The sequence below is a fragment of the Thalassospira sp. NFXS8 genome (genome assembly GCF_040148805.1).
In the GTDB taxonomy this organism is placed as follows: Bacteria; Pseudomonadota; Alphaproteobacteria; order Rhodospirillales; family Thalassospiraceae; genus Thalassospira.
This window is the reverse complement of sequence record NZ_JAGEMF010000001.1, coordinates 1,869,495-1,885,682: the sequence shown is the minus strand read 5'-3', so window position 1 is coordinate 1,885,682 and position 16,188 is coordinate 1,869,495. Positions and strand designations below refer to the sequence as shown.

The following is a 16,188-nucleotide window of genomic DNA, read 5'->3' as shown; positions in this document are numbered from 1 at the left end:
AGGATGACAGCAGGCGCGAAATATTTTTTCGCAGTTGCGTATGCACTTTGGTCAGGGGTGGTTCCCGTTTGCAGGCGTGACCTTAAATAAATGAACATTTACAGGGCCTTAAAGCCCTTCTGCCAGGTCTTCCAGCATTCCCATGCCAATGGCTTCAATATGTTTGTTGTCTTTAAGTGAAATGGTCGATTCCTTGCGCAATTGCGTCAGGGTGCGCGATACCGTTTCAATGGTCAGGCCCAGATAGTCCGCAATATCAGAACGGCTCATTGGTACTTCGATGGCATCGGCATCGACACCGCGATGTTCCTGGCGGCGGGCCAGCATCAGCAAAAATGATGCGACTTTTTCCTTGGCTGTCTTGCGCCCCAAAAGCAGCATCTGGTCCTGTGCTGCAGCGAGTTCGTCAACCGCCATGCCCAGCATGCGTTTTTCAAGGCGCGGATATTCGTTAAACAGGCGTTCCAGTTTCTGCCGCGGAAAACGACAAGCTGTTACCGGTTCGATGGCTTCGGCGGTGTAGCTGTAAGTCTGGTTAAGCGCCAGACCCAGAAAATCACCGGCAAACAGAAAGCCGGTAATCTGGCGGCGGCCATCGCCCAGAAGTTTGTAAAGCTTCACCGACCCCGATGTTACATTGAACACATAGTCGGCATCTTCGGCTTCATGAAAAATGGTGCTGTGGCTGTCATACTGAACATGGGTCAGCAACTGACGCAGGCGCGTGTGTTCTTCACCGTGTAAGGCAGAGCAAAAGGTAAGGTCCCGAATATCACAGGCCTCACAAAGCTGGGAACGAACCGCCATCTGTTTCTCCGAGGCTGTACAGTGTATACGCGCACAAACTGGAATTACTTTAGACGATTGTGATGAAAGGATACAAGCTATTCATTTCATCATCGTCATTTTGGTCCTGGGTTGTTTTTCGGGGCGACGTTTTCGTCGTCGTCGAACAGGATCCGGTTTGCGGCACCATCCATATCGTCGAATTGCCCGGACTTCAATGCCCATAAAAATGCACCCAGGCCCAAAAGTCCGAGAAATAATGCGATAGGGATTAAAAGCAGCAGGTTGCTCATGATATTTTCTCTGTGGTCATGGCTGTTTTTTCCAATTCAAACGCAAGGCGTTGGCAATGACAACCAGCGAGGATGTGGACATGGCAATTGCAGCAATCAGCGGAGTAACAATGCCCGCCACGGCAAGGGGAATGGTGACAATATTATAGGCAAAAGACAGCGAAAAATTTTGCCGCACCAGTCGATCAGCCATCCGGGCAACGCCAAGTGCCGTTATCACGGCCCCCAGCCGGTCGCCCTGAAAGATGATATCGGCAGCATTCTGGCTGATTTCAGCAGCACTTGCCGGTGACATCGAGGCATGGGCAGCGGCAAGGGCCGGGGCATCATTGATGCCGTCGCCCACCATCAGGTCATGGTGCCCGGCCAGGGCACGTTGCTCCACGACGGATACTTTCTGGGCGGGGGACAGGGCCGCCTGCCAGCTTGCGATATCAAGTTCATTGGCAAGCTGGCGCACATTATCGGCCCGGTCGCCCGACAATAACAGCACCGGGATTTTTTCAGCATGTAATGTTGCAATTGTCGATGCGGCATCGGGGCGGGGTAAATCGCGAAAGCCAAACCGGGTGGCTGCCTTGCCAGGTTCTGCCAGCCATATTTCAGGCCCGCTTTCATTGTTTGTCGGTAAAATGGCATGATTGGCCCCGCAAAATTCGCGGCTGCCAAGGCGGATTTCCCCCTGGGGCACCATCATCGACAGGCCTTGTCCCGGATGTTCACTTACGCGGGCGGCAACAAATGTGTCGCCCGCGGCCCGTACCAGGGCGCGTGACAGCGGGTGGTTGCTGTTTGCGGCCATTGATGCCGCAAGTTTCAGGGTGTCATGGTCCGGTGTTGTGATCAGTTCGGGGTGCCCGGTTGTGAGCGTGCCGGTTTTATCAAACAGAACCCCGTCAATTTTGGTCAACCTTTCCAGCGCTGTGGCCGATTTAACCAGAATGCCGGCCTTTAAAAGGCGCCCGGTTGCCAGTACTTGAACCACCGGCACGGCCAATGCCAGCGCACACGGGCAGGTCACAATCAGCACCGCAATGGCGTTCATTAACGAGTCTTGCCAGCCAATGCCACCGATCAGCCACCAGCCCAAAAAGGTTATTGCCGCCAGGCTGTGAACCACGGGGGCGTAGGCGCGGGCAACACGGTCGGCCAGGGCGACATATTTGGCGCGGCCCTGTTCGGCATTTTCCATCAGGCGAACAATTTCGGCCAGCAGGGTCGAGTCACCGGTTGCGGTGATTTGCACCCGAACCGGTGCTGATAAATTCATGGTGCCGGCAAAAACCCGGCAGCCGACATTGACCGGACTGGGCAGGCTTTCACCGCTAATCACGCTGGTATCAATGTCGGATTGGCCCTCAATAATGTCACCATCAACGCCCACCCGTTCGCCTGCGGCCACCAGAACAACCATGCCAGGCTGTGCCTTTTCCGGTGCCAGAACCCGGCGTGTTCCATCCGGGTTTATGATGGTGATGGACCGTGCGCGCAGGGTCAGCATATGTTCGGCGGCCGAGCGGGCCTGGCTGCGGGCTCGCCCGTCCAGATAACGCCCGATCAGCAGAAAAAACAGCAAGGTGATGGCACTGTCAAAATAGGCGTGTTCGGCCCCGCGCATGGTTTCAAACAGGCTCATGCCCAGGGCGAGCAATACTGCCAACGTAATGGGTACATCCATATTGACCCGGCCATGGCGTAACGCGCCAAGGGCAGAGCGAAAAAACGGCCGCCCGGCATAGGCGACGGCAGGAACCGCAATCAGGGCAGAAAACCAGTGGAACAGGTCGCGGGTAAATTCGCCCATACCCTGAATATAACCCGCCCATATTGATACCGACAGCAGCATGACATTGCCCGCTGCAAACCCGGCCACGGCCAGACACCGCAAAAGCTCGCGGTTGCGTTGGTCGGTTGCCCGTTCAAGGGTTTCCGGGTCAAACGGGATCAACCGGTATCCCATCTGGAATACCGGTGCGATCAGCCCGGCGATGTCAGCCGGTTGCCCTTGCCATGCCAGGTGTAAACGCCGGGTGGTCATGTTGATGCGGGCCTGCACCACCTGTTGCTGGCGCTGCAAAATGGTTTCGATCAACCACACACAGGCCGCACAATGCAGCCCGTCTATCATCATGTCGAGATGGCACTCGCCATTCTCGCCGGTGCTGACAAGGTCGGTGAAATCAAAGGCACCCGGCCCGTCATCTTCGGGTTTAAGGGCGCGAATGTTGGGATCAACGCTGCGGCGGGTATAATAGGATTGAAGGCCCAGATCGTTAATCAGGGAAAAGGCACCTTCGCATCCTGTGCAGCAAAAGTCAGGTCCAGCCGGCGAGCTGGCAGTCACCGGCTCGCCACAATGGCGGCAGGCGGTAATCGCGTTCATTGCTTGATCAGTACATCCTCGACGACCTGATAGTCGTGGTTTTGCGCGTGCGCAACAATCCGCAATTTCCAGTTTCCATAGACAGGGACGTTGGCGCGGGTACGGTATTCACCGGGGCTGATTTCGCTCAGCATGATTTTTTCGTCCATATCATCGCGGTCATTACGCATTAGAACCGCTTCCATCTTTGCGCCTGAAATCGGTTCCTGTGCCTTGTCACGGAACAGCACTGTGATGGTGGCTTCGTTGTTGATAACACCGGCAACCGTTACCTTGGTACGCCAGCCCAGTTCTGCCTGGGCCCGCGCATCGGAAAGGGCTTCGTTATAGGTGTTGCCATCTTCAAAGGCATGGTCGCTGACCAGGCCAACCCAACTGGTTTGGGAAAAAACGATCAGGCAGATATTGGCGAACAGCATGACGGCAAATCCGCCCACGAAATACCACGGTATCAACCGGTCCGATTTGCGCGGGCCCGAGGAAGCCGGGATCGAGGTTGTATTGGTTGTGGTGGTCATTTCGACGGCCCTTTTTGGCGGGCCGACCCTTATTTTTTCGGGCCGGCAAAGATGGTGTCATGGGTTTCAGAAACGTCGCTATCGGTGTTGGTCACAATGAAATCAATCGGTGTGGCATCACTTTGCAGGCTCGACGGACTGGCGGCAATGAAAACCCGGTAACTGCCGACCTGATCGGGTGCAACTGTCAGCGAGAATTTACCGTCTGGCGTTGGTTTTTGACCGATAATCTGGAAATCGGTGGCATTTACGCCCGACAGATCAAGAAGATAGGTTTGCTGGCTTTGTTCCTTGTTCAAAATCTTAAGCGTATAGCCATTACGGACATCGCCCGTTGAAAGCGGCACATAAAGCGGGTTGCGATCGCGCAGAACGTTAACGTCCATGGTGCTGCGATTTAGCAGGCCAACCAGCATCACCCCGGCAACAACGACCAGCAGCACAGAATAAAAGATCGTGCGCGGGCGAATGATGCGGACTTTGGCAGCCTGGCCGTGCGCGCGCAATTGCGAGTTCTGGACCGAGTCGAAACGTACCAGATCGCGCGGGAAGCTAACCTTGTCCATCATTTCGTTACAGGCATCGATGCACAAACCGCAGCCAATACACTCAAGTTGCAATCCATCGCGAATATCGATTCCGGTGGGGCAGACATTGACGCAGGCATGGCAATCAATGCAGTGGCCGGTCTCGGGAACTTCACCACGTACAAGGTTTTTGCGTTTGATCGGCCCGCGCTGTTCGCCGCGCCATGCCTCGTAGGTGACAATCATTGATTCGTCATCAAGCATGGCCGACTGAAATCGCGGCCACGGGCACATATAGGTGCAAACCTGTTCGCGGGCCCAACCGGCCAGCAGATAGGTCGAAAATGTCAAAAATCCCATGGTGACGTAAACGGCCATGCTGGCATTGCCGGTGAAAATGTCGACGATCAGGGTTGGTGCATCGTTAAAATACAGAACAAATGCGCCCCCGGTAACCAGCGAAATAATAATCCACGCCAGATGGGTGCCGCCGATTTTGCCAAATTTTTCTAATGACCACGGGGCTTTATCCAGCCGCATACGGGCATTGCGGTCGCCCTGAATATAGCGTTCAACCAGCATGAACAGGTCGGTCCATACCGTTTGCGGGCAGGCATAACCACACCAGATACGGCCATAAAGCGATGTCGCCAAAAACAGGCCGATTGCCGCCATGATCAGGATGCCGGTAATGTAATAAACTTCCTGCGGCCATATTTCGATAAAGAAGAAATAGGCCCGGCCCAGATCCATATCGATCAAAACCGCCTGATCCGGTGCCGATGGCCCACGGTCCCAGCGCAACCACGGAACGATCCAGTAAATTGTCAAAAGCGTGATCAGCGCAAACCATTTCAGGTTACGAAAATGGCCCGAAACACGTTTCGGATAGACCTTTTCGCGGTCTTTATAAAGCGGGATATCGTCCTCAAGCGGCGCTTCGTCGTTTTGTGGCGTCATCTTTTCGGGCGCTGATGATTGAGTACGAGATAATTCCATGATCGGGACCTGACCATTTGCCGTGCGATACAGACCGGCTGCTCTCATATTGATTGTGGGGCAATCAACCAGTCGGTACTGCGGGGATCTACCGGGGCGGCACGCTCGACCTGGCAGACTTGGGATTATTCAAATCCCGCAGGCAAAATATTGGAAACTGGCCTTGCTGTTCCATGACACAAATCAATTTTCGGCCCTGCGAACTGCTTGTGGACGGTTGCCTGTCACGTATTCAACCAAAGCAAATCCTGTTTTCGAGCAGGGGAACTGATGCCCGGTCATAAGCAAGTGCTTGAAGTGTCACGGTTTTATATTCAAGAGTTGTGATAAAGGATGGGATCGGTATTGACGGTAGGGCGATTTTGCAGATGCGAAGGATTTTAAATTTTATGAATTTTTTGACGAAAGTACGTCTGAAAGCCGCATGAAACGGAGGTTTTTACGACATAAAAGAACGTAATTTTGCCGGACAATACCCATACAAATCGCTGTTGAAAAACGGTTGCGAAGGGGTCACTGCGAATATGATTCGTCGCGTCGCCAGATTCGCATACGAACCGGGTATAGGGACCTGCCAGGTGACGTGCGCGTCTATGTATCCATAACGATAATGAAAATGATAATGATTATTATTTACATTGTTGTTTTGTGGCAAAGCTGTTACCAACGGCACCATCCTGTTTTTCACTGTTGGTTTCGCAAGCTCAGGCATGTCTGCACATGATCCGCTGCATAATCTGTTTTCAAAGCGCCGCAAGGCGTTGCTTGCGCTTGCCTATCAGCGGTGCGGTTCGCGTACAGATGCCGAGGATTTCGTCCAGGAATGTTTTGCCCGTGCCATGCAACTGGACTGGGCCGAGGTCGGAAAACCCGATGCCCTGTTGGCCACCATTCTGATCAATCTGATCCGCGATCACGACAGACGCCAGTTTACCCGGCAATGGGCGGACGGTAGCAGTGGCCTTGAAGCCCGGCTGGAGAAAATATCCGATCAGTCGCCATCCGCTGAACAGCGGCTGGAACATCGGCAAACGCTGGACCGGGTGATGGAAGCAATGGCCGAACTTCCCGATAAACGCGCGCGGATATTCCGTATGAGCCGCGTTCAGGGCATGAGCTATGCTGCCATTTCACATGCAACAGGCCTGACCAAGAAGGGAATTGAAAAACACATTCAACGTGCCTTAAGTGACCTGCGCGAGATATTGCGCCGGCACGATGTTGGAAAAAGGCGTTATTTTCCCGACAAGGACAGTTAGGATTATGAATTTAGACCTGAAAGCAGCAGCGAGCATTCCCCAATTGATGTGTAATTTGGATATCCTGTGATGGCCGGGCCCGATCAGAGCAAAGCCGAACAGGAACAGGCGGCGCGTGACTGGTGGCATGTGATGGCCGACGATGCCAGTGCAGCCGAAAATTTCGCGGCCTTTGCCCAATGGTGTGACGCCGCACCGGGCAACCGCGAAACATTTGATCGCATCAGCCTTGCCTATCAGCAAAGCCGTACGGCATCGCCCTTGCGGACCAAGCAAGTTCGGCGGCAAGAGCCGCGTCACAAACCGGCACGGCGGGCTAATCCGCTGCGCCGGTTGGGTATGACCCTTGCCGGGGCGGGTTTCGCGCTGGTCGCGGCCTTATCTGCGGTGGCGGTTATCCCGCGCGATGCTGCCTGGCAGGAAATTGATCTGGCGGATGGCTCGGTTGCTTCGGTTGCGCCAGGAAGTGATTATGACATCGCGTTTAATGATCAATTTCGCAACATCCACCTTGTCCATGGCAGTATCGTTATTTCGGCCGCCAAGGACCGGCAACGGCCGATGCAGGTGATCACCGACCAGGCAACGGTGCGGGTTGTGGGCACCAAATTTGCCGTTTCCATCATTGGGAATGATGTTGAAACGTCGGTTCTGGAAGGCATTGTCGGGGTGCGTGGCAATGCCGGGGACAGCCGCAATTATGAACTGAAACCGGGTGACCGCCTGTGGCTTGGTGCCGGGCACGATGCCCTGCAAACCACAGTACCGCTGGCAAACGCACTGGAAATTCGCAAGGGCTGGCAAAGTTTTCGCAATGCCCCGCTTGCCGATGTGCTGGATGGTATTTCGCGCCATAGCGGGCACCGTTTTGTGCTGTCACCCCTGTATCAGGGACAAAAACGGATTACCGGGCGGTTTAACCTGACACGCGCTGATCAAACCATTGCCGTACTGGCCAAACTGGCCCCCATCACCATTCAGCCGGTAACGGGTAATTTGACGCTGGTTTATTAGGTGCCTTGCCTGCGTGCCTTGCCGTTTGTGCCTCAGTCATCTGCTATTTTCAGTTCAGGCTGTCCGGCGCAAATGGCGGCCAGAAAATCGATAAAATGCCGCACGCGTGATGGCATGCGCCGCCCGGCACTTGTCACCGCATTTATCGGGTAGGGTGGTGGTGCATAGGCATTAAGGATGCGTATCACCTCGCCACTTGCCAGCTCGCGGGTGAAAAGCCAACTGGCATGATGGGCAATTCCCAAACCGGCAAGCACCGCGCCGCGCACATGTTCGGCATCATTGGTGCGAAAGGCCCCCTTGGCATCAAAGGTAACCTGCTCGCCATTTACCAGAAAACCCCAGCCCAAAATGTCGCCTTTATAAACATAGCTGATGCAGTGATGCTGGTTTAGTTCAGCAAGGTTTTGCGGGGTGCCATGCCGGGAAAAATAGGTGTTTGATGCCAGCGTGATCATGCGCATATCGCCAATGTGGCGCGCGATCAGGGCTGAATCCGACAGCCGTCCGATGCGAATGGCAACATCAATGCCTTCCTCGATCAGGTCCACATGCCGACCCGATACCTCCATTTCAATCAAAATATCGGGGAAGCGGTCGCGGAATTCCGCCAGCCTGGGAATAATAAACATGCGTCCGAATGCCGGGGAAACCGATACACGGATCAATCCTGCCGGGGCGGATTGCCCCTCGGTCACCCTTTCTTCAATCAGGTCTATATCCTGCAAAATATCAAGGGTGGCTTCGTAATAGTCCTGTCCGGCGGGCGTAACGGCCAGCATCCGTGAATTACGTTGCAAAAGCTGGATGCCAAGCCGGGCTTCAAGGGCAGCAAGCTGCTTGCTGACGGTTGACTGGCTGATATTCAAATCTCGTGCTGCCTGCGAAAAGCTGCCGCTTTCAACAACGCGCACGAACATTCGCATGGCATCCAGCTTATCCATTGTCCACCTTCCGATTTCTACTCACCCGGTCATTCACTTTTCCGGTTTTCATATGCGCGACCAAGCCCGTGATTATTGGGCAGGGAAAGACAGGGCCATCCGATGGCGACAGGCCTGCCCCCAATGCTTTGGCTTCCCGTGCTGCCGCGTTTTGGCCCTGCATCTTGCGGTATGGATGGCTGTTAAAACCATCATCTTAAATTCTGAAATAGAATAGATGGTATTATAATTTCGTCAATTTCATTCGATATGTGAATGGATATATAGCCGTGGTAGCGCCCAGTCACGGGCTTTGATTTGAAAGGTAGCATTATGGCGATCAGGATTTACGGTGACGCGGGCTCGGGCAGCCTGCGCCGTGTGACCACTGCGGCAAAGATCATGGGCATTGATATTGAGCGCGTCAAAATTGACCTGTTCAAAGGCGAAAGTCAGACCGATGCCTTCAAGGCACGCCTTAATCCCCATGGTTTGACACCGGTGCTGGAGGATGAAGACACCATTTTATGGGAGGCATCGGCCATTAACCTTTATCTTGCCAGCAAGGCGGATTCCCCGCTGGTTGGCAGGACAGAGAAAGAACGGTTTCAGGTTTTGCAATGGATGTTCTGGTCGGGTGAGCAATGGCGCACCTTTACCACCACCATTTTTGGCGAACGTGTTGCAAAACCGGTCATGGGCCAGCCCCAGGACGAAGCCGTGGTTAAATATGCCGAAGACCGTATCCACGGGGCGGCGAAAGTGCTGAACCAGCATCTTGAAGGCCGGAATTTCATGGTTGGCGATGCGCTGACCTTTGCCGATATCGATATTGCAGCACCGTTTTCGCAAATTGACAGGGCAAAGTTTCCATTCGGTGATTATCCACACCTGATGGTCTGGCATAATAATCTTTTGCGTACCATTCCGGCCTGGGCCGAGACAAAAGCCGAGGTCGATGAACGCATGGAAACCTTCCTGCGCAGCGTGGGTGTAACCCTGTAGGACGGCTTTGCGGTGGTTGGTTGTCGCTCCGCTACGGAGAGGGGACCGGCCACCAATTTCTGGCGCATGTGTTGGTGAGGGCTATCTGATCAGCTGGTGTTGTTTCGGTCGGGTTTTTCGCGCGAATACTTTCCGGCACCATTGGAAAAACCCCCTCAAATATCGGGTAGCCCTCGCCAGCATGCATCGCTGAAAGTACTGGATGGTGTCGTCCAGCAAATTGTGGGCCAACCGAAATCGCGGAATTCCAGCATGTTTTGGCTGTTTTTCAGTAACTCCAAAACTAATTGCGAATAATTTTCATTTTCTTTGTCGGGCAGTCAGCTGTTTCTGCGTCCTTACTATCAAGCCGGATTTATTTCTCTGCCGTCAGATAGTTTAGGACACCAGAATATGACTTCACCCTTGCCATCGGGTTCTTCGTTTAAATGGGTATTGCTGTTGGGGACGGCCCTGATCCCTGCTATTTCGGTATCCGCCTTTGCCCAGCAAAAACCGGCACTGGCGGCGGATAGCAGCTTGCAATTCAATATCCCCCGCACCGATCTTGTTTCGGCGATTGATCTGTTATCCCAGCAGGTTGACCGTCCCGTTGCGTTGAGTGACGGCGTGAATGGTCATCAGCAGGTGGGGCCACTTGTCGGGCGTTACAGCCTTGAACAGGCCTTAAACCACCTTTTGGGGGCAAGCGGTATGAGATACCAGCTTGGTAATGGCAGCATCATCATATTGCCCGGCAAACCTGCGACAGATGTGCTGTCTGCGCGCGAAGACGAGGTTCTGAAACTCGACCCGGTGATTATCGTTGCCGATCATATTGACCGTTTCAATGTCGGTGTATCATCGGTTGACAGCGAACTGATCGAACGGATCCAGGCAACAACAGTTCCTGAATTAATGGATGATTTGCCCGGCATTGATATGAACGGGACGGCGCGCCCGCAGGGGCAATCGCTTAATATCTGGGGTTTTGGTGATCAGGAGGACGTTAAAATCCTGCTTGATGGTGCACAAAAGGATTTCGAAAAATACCGTCAGGGCACTGTGTTTATCGAGCCGGACCTGATCAAGAAAGTGGATGTGCATAAAGGGGCGTTTTCGCCGCGCTCATATGGCGCATTTGGCGGCACGGTGGAGCTTAAAACAAAATCGGCAGCCGATATGTTAAAGGACGGACAGGATTTTGGAGCATTCACCAAATTTGGTTATGCCACAAATGGGAATGAAAATACCGAAACCACAGCCGTTTACGGTCAGGACAAGGATACCGGGATTCAGTTACTGGTATCCGGGACGCGCAGAGCGAACAAAAAGTTCCGCACCAGTGATGGGCAGCGTTTGAACCTGTCATCGGGCACGCTTTATAGCGGCCATTTCAAAGGCAGCCTTGATCGCGACAACCACTTTATCGAAATCGCCGGGGCAATGTCTGAAAGCGACCGTCTGGCCCCCTTCGCCGCCAAACGTGGTCAGATTATTCCCACTGATTATCTGATTGGGCGATATGGCTATGACCTTGCGCTTGCGCGTTCCACGGTGGACCGTGAAACCAGCGACCGGTCATTGTCGGGCGAATATAATTATAATCCCGACAGTGATTTGATTAATACGACGGCAAAACTAAGCTGGTCGCGCACCCGGCAGCGTGATGACCGTCTGATTGATGATATGTTTGTCAGCCTGGGATTGGGCGGCAACATTAACTGGCTGACCTATGATACATACACAGCCGATCTTTATAACCAGTCCGACTATGAACTGTTCGGGCTTGATAACAGTTTTACCTATGGCGTTCAGTACAAGTTTCAGGACCGCGACAGCTGGGCCTATGACCGTAGCCTGCGTAACAGTGCCACAGGCAATTACGGATATTTGCAGCCTTATAATATTCCGTCGGGCAACCAGTCCATCTATTCCGGGTGGGGGGAATATAATGTTGATTTCGGCAATGGTTTCGAACTGACGCCGGGTTTGCGCTATGATTACATCGTCAGCAAAGGGGTGCCGAACGCAGCAAGCAAATATAACAACCCGGCGGTCGGGCACGATTACGGTGAAGAAACCTATAGCGGTTTTTCACCGTCGTTAAATGCCTTTTACAAAATGAACCCGAACTACACGCTGTTTGCCGATTGGGCCTATAAGTTGCGCGCGCCGCTGGTGGATGAAATTTATACAGTGGGCAGTACGCGGGCGACTTCTAACCAGCTTAATGTTGAACGGGTGAATGCAAAGCGCATCGGTTTGTCGACCCGGTTTGAAAATGTGATGCAGGCAAAGGATGTGGTGCATACCCGCCTGTCGCTGTTTCGCAACGATGTAGACGATAATATCCAGGTCCTGTTTGGCAGCCCCAATGTGGCCCTTTATGGCGATAATGCCCCGTCCTATGCCAATTTGCCGGGTTATTATACCCAGGGGATCGAGGCGGAGTTTTATTACGATAGCCCCGGTGTGTTTGGCGGTGCGACATTTTCGGTTATGGAAGGCGAACATAACGGATCGTTGCGCGACATTCATGGCGCAGATCAACCGGTTTATGACATCGCGCCAATGAAACTGGTGACGACACTGGGTTATAAAATTGCATCCTATGATCTGTCGCTGGGTTGGAAAGGCAAGTTTGTCAAACGCCAAACCGACGTTCCTGACGATGATGTCTTTCCTTATTCACCCTATCCGGCGAGTGCGGGTTATGCCCTGCATGATGTTTTTGTGAGCTGGACCCCGGATGACGGCGCATTTTACGGGGCAGAGGCAAACTTTACGATCCAGAACCTGTTTGACAGTTATTATCAGCCCTATCTTGGCGTGTTCCCGGGCAAGGGGCGTAATTTCAAATTCTCGCTTAGTTACAAGCTGTAATCGTGGGGCGCAGGCAATAAAAAAGACCGGGGCGGCAAAACCCCGGTCTTCTTTTTTGTCAGGATCACAGGGCAGTTTATAACACTGCCCTGCTGTGGTTGTTACTGACCACCACCAAGCGAGTGAACATAAACCGCCAGCATTTTGATGGTTTCGTCACTAAGCTTGCCTTCCCAGGCCGGCATGACACCGCGACGGGCATTGGTGACCGTTTCGGTGATGGTGGCCTGGTCGCCGCCATACAGCCAGATATTGTCGGTCAGGTTTGGCGCACCCATTTCGGTAATGCCCTTGGCGTTGTCGCCATGGCACGCTGCACAGTTATCGGCAAAGATTTCTGTGCCACGTTCTGCGGCGGCAGGGTCGGTTTCCCGGCCACTAAAGGACAGGACATGTTGTACAACGTCGCTGATTTCGGCGTTGGACAGGATGCCATCCTTGCCAAATGCAGGCATATCATTGAAACGGGTATCGTCGTTTTGCGACCAGCGCGCGCCAACATGGATGGTTTGCGAGATGTCATCAAGCGTCCCCCCCCACAGCCAGTCATCGTCCTGAAGGGATGGGAAGCCGGTATTGCCAACCCCGCCCGTGCCGTGGCACGGGGCGCAGTTTTCAGCAAATACAGCCTTGCCACCTGCCATCGAAAAATTGAGAAGTTCCGAATCGTTGGCAATCTGGTCAACATCCAGAGCAGCGAGGCGTTCCATATAAGGCGCGCGTTCGGCAGCAACATTTGCCATCGTTTCTTCAATTTTCGACCGTTCGGTGATGTTGAACATCCCTTTCAAATAGCCGTGTGCGGTTGGAAAGGATGGATAAACCACCCAGTAACCGATCGACCAGATGATGCAAACCCAAAACACATAGACCCACCAGGACGGGAGCGGCGTATTGAGCTCCTTGATACCGTCCCATTGATGGCCGGTTGTTTCGCGGCCGGTAACATTGTCTTTTTCGACATGCGTCGACATAGCTCGGTTCTCCCTCGTCCTAGTCCTTGAACGGGATCTGGGCATGGTCTTCAAAGTTCTTCTGGCGTTTTTTGCTTGGCCACATGACGAAAGCAATAATCACCGCAAAGAAAACCATCAGCCACAGCCCCCACAAGGGCCGGAGAAAATCAGCGAGTGCGGAAAAGAATTCCATAATTCGCCTCCTTGTCTCAGCGCAAATTCATGCTTGGGTTATAGGTGGTGAAGTCCACCATACGGCCCAGAATTTGCAGATACGCGATCAGGGCATCCATCTCGGTCAGTTTCTCCGGATTGCCGTCAAAATCCCCGGTGGCGGCATTCGGATAGCGGGCGAGGAAGTCGTCGTAATCCTCGTCTGCGGTGGCCTGAAGATGAAGGTCCGCCACTGCGTCCTCGATCTGTTCGTCGGTGTAGGGAACCCCGACCATGCGCAACGTTTTAAGATGTTCTGCTGCGTCGTCGAACTTCAGTTCCTTTTTGGCAAGGAACGGATAGCCCGGCATGATCGATTCCGGCACGACCGAACGCGGGTCATCAAGGTGGGCAACATGCCAGGCATTGGAATATTTGCCGCCGACACGTGCCAGATCCGGCCCGGTACGCTTGGAACCCCACTGGAACGGATGGTCATACATCGACTCTGCAGCCAGGCTGTAATGGCCATAACGTTCCACTTCGTCACGGAACGGACGGATCATCTGCGAATGGCAGTTATAGCAACCTTCGCGGATATAGATGTTCCGGCCTGCCTGTTCCAGCGGCGTGTAGGGACGAACCCCTTCGACCTTCTCGATCGTCTGTTCCATCGTGAACAACGGAACGATTTCAACAATCCCGCCGATGATGATGGTCAGAAAAATACCGAGAATAAGGAAGAAAACGTTCTTCTCGAGGAAGTGGTGTTTTTTAAGAAGCATTTTCCATCCCTCCTTACTGGACCGCTGCCGGGGCACTAACCCCGATCGGTGCTTCCCGACGGATATCACCACGGATCGTCTTGTAGACGTTCCAGACCATCAGGAAGGAACCCAGAAGGAACAGGGCGCCGCCAGTGGCACGGATGATGTAGTAGGGATGCATGGCTTCAACGGTTTCGATGAAGGAATACTGAAGGAAACCAAGCTGATCGTGGGCACGCCACATCAAACCCTGCATGATACCCGACACCCACATCGAGGTGATGTAGAGGACGATACCAATAGTGCCGAGCCAGAAGTGATGCGCCACCAGACGCATGGAATACAGGCGCTCACGGTTCCACAGAACCGGGATCAGGAAGTAGATCGCACCGAATGTTACGAAAGCAACCCAGCCCAAGGCACCAGAGTGAACGTGGCCGATGGTCCAGTCGGTATAGTGCGACAAACCGTTAACCGATTTGATCGACATAACCGGGCCTTCGAAGGTCGACATGCCATAGAAACCAACAGCGGCAACCATGAAACGCAAAACCGGATCGGTACGCAGTTTGTCCCAGGCCCCCGAAAGGGTCATCAGACCGTTGATCATCCCGCCCCATGAAGGCATCCAGAGCATGATCGAGAAGGTCATGCCAAGGGTTTGTGCCCAGTCGGGCAGGGCAGTGTAGTGCAAGTGGTGCGGACCGGCCCAGATATAAAGGAAGATCAGCGCCCAGAAGTGAATGATCGACAGGCGGTAGGAATAAACCGGACGTTCGGCACGTTTCGGAATGAAGTAGTACATCATGCCGAGGAAGCCAGCGGTCAGGAAGAAGCCCACTGCGTTATGGCCATACCACCACTGGGTCAGGGCGTCCTGCACACCGGAAAACATCGAATAGGATTTGGTGCCGAAAAGCGAGACCGGTATCGCCAGGTTGTTGCCCAGATGCAGCATCGCGATGGTCACGATGAAGGCCAGGTAAAACCAGTTGGCCACATAAATATGCGGTTCCTGGCGTTTCAACAGGGTGCCGACAAAAATGGCCAGATAGCAAACCCAGACAATGGTAAGCCACAGGTCAACGAACCATTCCGGTTCGGCATATTCGCGGCCCTGGGTCACGCCCATCACATAGCCGATTGCGGCCATGACGATGAACAACTGATAGCCCCAGAATACGAAGGCAGGCAAAGCCTTGCCACCGAACAGGCGGGCGCGACAAGTGCGCTGTACGACATAAAACGATGTCGCCAGCAGCGCATTGCCGCCAAATGCAAAAATGACTGCCGAGGTGTGAAGCGGGCGCAGACGCCCGAAATTCAGATACTCGAAGTCAAAGTTTAATGCGGGAAACGCCAACTGCCAGGCGATAAGATCACCTGCCAGAAAGCCGACGACGCCCCAAAAGACGGTCGCCAGCGCGCCCCAGCGCACTACGTCCATATTGTAGTCAACGGCGGACGAAGCCGTCTGTGCCATGCTCCCCTGGCTCATTCTCGACTCCCGTTTGCGTGTGCGGGTGGATTGCCGCATGGGGCCGGCAATCCGAACAGCCCTGGCGGCATCCTGCAATGACCTGGTCATCCCCCGTGCCGCCGACGATAAAAAATTCCGGTTCAACCTGTGATTGTTGTGTCCATATCACAAGGTTTCAACAAAAACGTTCATAAACATGTGTTTCCGGCATCATCCGCACATTTCGTTCGCACCACACTGATCAATGTCAATTCGGGGCG

Annotated in this window: 14 protein-coding genes; 4 read left to right on the top strand and 10 right to left on the bottom strand. The window is 53.7% G+C overall.

From position 1 onward, the window contains the following. Positions 1-108: 108 nt before the first annotated feature. The 5 genes from J4E05_RS08540 to ccoG form a co-directional block, all read right to left on the bottom strand. On the bottom strand, positions 109-807 hold the full coding sequence (locus J4E05_RS08540) for a cyclic nucleotide-binding domain-containing protein (RefSeq protein ID WP_349594300.1): 699 nt from the start codon (positions 805-807) through the stop codon (positions 109-111). 95 nt (positions 808-902) lie between these two features. Continuing rightward, positions 903-1,079, bottom strand: a complete 177-nt coding sequence (gene ccoS, locus J4E05_RS08535; protein WP_085588525.1) for a cbb3-type cytochrome oxidase assembly protein CcoS — start codon at positions 1,077-1,079, stop codon at positions 903-905. A gap of 16 nt (positions 1,080-1,095) precedes the next feature. After that, complete coding sequence (locus J4E05_RS08530) at positions 1,096-3,462, bottom strand: heavy metal translocating P-type ATPase metal-binding domain-containing protein (protein ID WP_349594297.1); 2,367 nt, start codon at positions 3,460-3,462, stop codon at positions 1,096-1,098. Further along, on the bottom strand, positions 3,459-3,980 hold the full coding sequence (locus J4E05_RS08525) for a FixH family protein (protein WP_085588529.1): 522 nt from the start codon (positions 3,978-3,980) through the stop codon (positions 3,459-3,461). Before J4E05_RS08525 ends, J4E05_RS08530 begins: the two co-directional genes overlap by 4 nt. 29 nt (positions 3,981-4,009) lie before the next feature. Next, positions 4,010-5,506 carry a cytochrome c oxidase accessory protein CcoG gene (gene ccoG / locus J4E05_RS08520; RefSeq protein WP_085588531.1) on the bottom strand — a complete coding sequence of 499 codons (1,497 nt, stop codon included), beginning with the start codon at positions 5,504-5,506 and terminating at the stop codon, positions 4,010-4,012. Between the two features lie 710 nt (positions 5,507-6,216). Here ccoG and J4E05_RS08515 point away from each other — a divergent pair. Beyond that, positions 6,217-6,765, top strand: a complete 549-nt coding sequence (locus J4E05_RS08515; protein WP_349594293.1) for an RNA polymerase sigma factor — start codon at positions 6,217-6,219, stop codon at positions 6,763-6,765. A gap of 69 nt (positions 6,766-6,834) precedes the next feature. After that, the gene (locus J4E05_RS08510; RefSeq protein WP_349594290.1) at positions 6,835-7,779 is read left to right on the top strand and encodes a FecR family protein; all 945 of its coding nucleotides are present in this window, start codon (positions 6,835-6,837) and stop codon (positions 7,777-7,779) included. A gap of 32 nt (positions 7,780-7,811) precedes the next feature. Here J4E05_RS08510 and J4E05_RS08505 read toward each other — a convergent pair whose 3' ends face one another. Next, positions 7,812-8,723, bottom strand: a complete 912-nt coding sequence (locus J4E05_RS08505; RefSeq protein WP_349594287.1) for a LysR family transcriptional regulator — start codon at positions 8,721-8,723, stop codon at positions 7,812-7,814. A gap of 312 nt (positions 8,724-9,035) precedes the next feature. On the opposite strand from J4E05_RS08505, the gene J4E05_RS08500 reads away from it, so the two are divergent. Together J4E05_RS08500 and J4E05_RS08495 are read left to right on the top strand one after the other, a co-directional pair. Continuing rightward, positions 9,036-9,707 (top strand): glutathione S-transferase family protein, encoded by a 672-nt coding sequence (locus J4E05_RS08500; protein WP_349594285.1) that lies wholly within the window; start codon positions 9,036-9,038, stop codon positions 9,705-9,707. 393 nt (positions 9,708-10,100) lie between these two features. Further along, a complete protein-coding gene (locus J4E05_RS08495) occupies positions 10,101-12,572 on the top strand; it encodes a TonB-dependent receptor domain-containing protein (RefSeq protein ID WP_349594282.1) in 2,472 nt (823 codons plus the stop codon). 101 nt (positions 12,573-12,673) lie between these two features. Here J4E05_RS08495 and ccoP read toward each other — a convergent pair whose 3' ends face one another. Genes ccoP through ccoN form a run of 4 tightly spaced genes read right to left on the bottom strand, consistent with a single transcriptional unit; the run spans position 12,674 to position 15,931 of the window. Then, positions 12,674-13,546, bottom strand: coding sequence for a cytochrome-c oxidase, cbb3-type subunit III (ccoP, locus tag J4E05_RS08490; protein WP_085588545.1), 873 nt, complete (start codon positions 13,544-13,546; stop codon positions 12,674-12,676). Between the two features lie 19 nt (positions 13,547-13,565). Then, positions 13,566-13,721, bottom strand: a complete 156-nt coding sequence (locus tag J4E05_RS08485; RefSeq protein WP_085588547.1) for a cbb3-type cytochrome c oxidase subunit 3 — start codon at positions 13,719-13,721, stop codon at positions 13,566-13,568. A gap of 16 nt (positions 13,722-13,737) precedes the next feature. Next, a complete protein-coding gene (ccoO, locus tag J4E05_RS08480) occupies positions 13,738-14,466 on the bottom strand; it encodes a cytochrome-c oxidase, cbb3-type subunit II (RefSeq protein WP_085588549.1) in 729 nt (242 codons plus the stop codon). A 13-nt stretch (positions 14,467-14,479) separates the two neighbouring features. Then, the gene (gene ccoN / locus J4E05_RS08475) at positions 14,480-15,931 is read right to left on the bottom strand and encodes a cytochrome-c oxidase, cbb3-type subunit I (protein WP_085588768.1); all 1,452 of its coding nucleotides are present in this window, start codon (positions 15,929-15,931) and stop codon (positions 14,480-14,482) included. Positions 15,932-16,188: the final 257 nt, after the last annotated feature.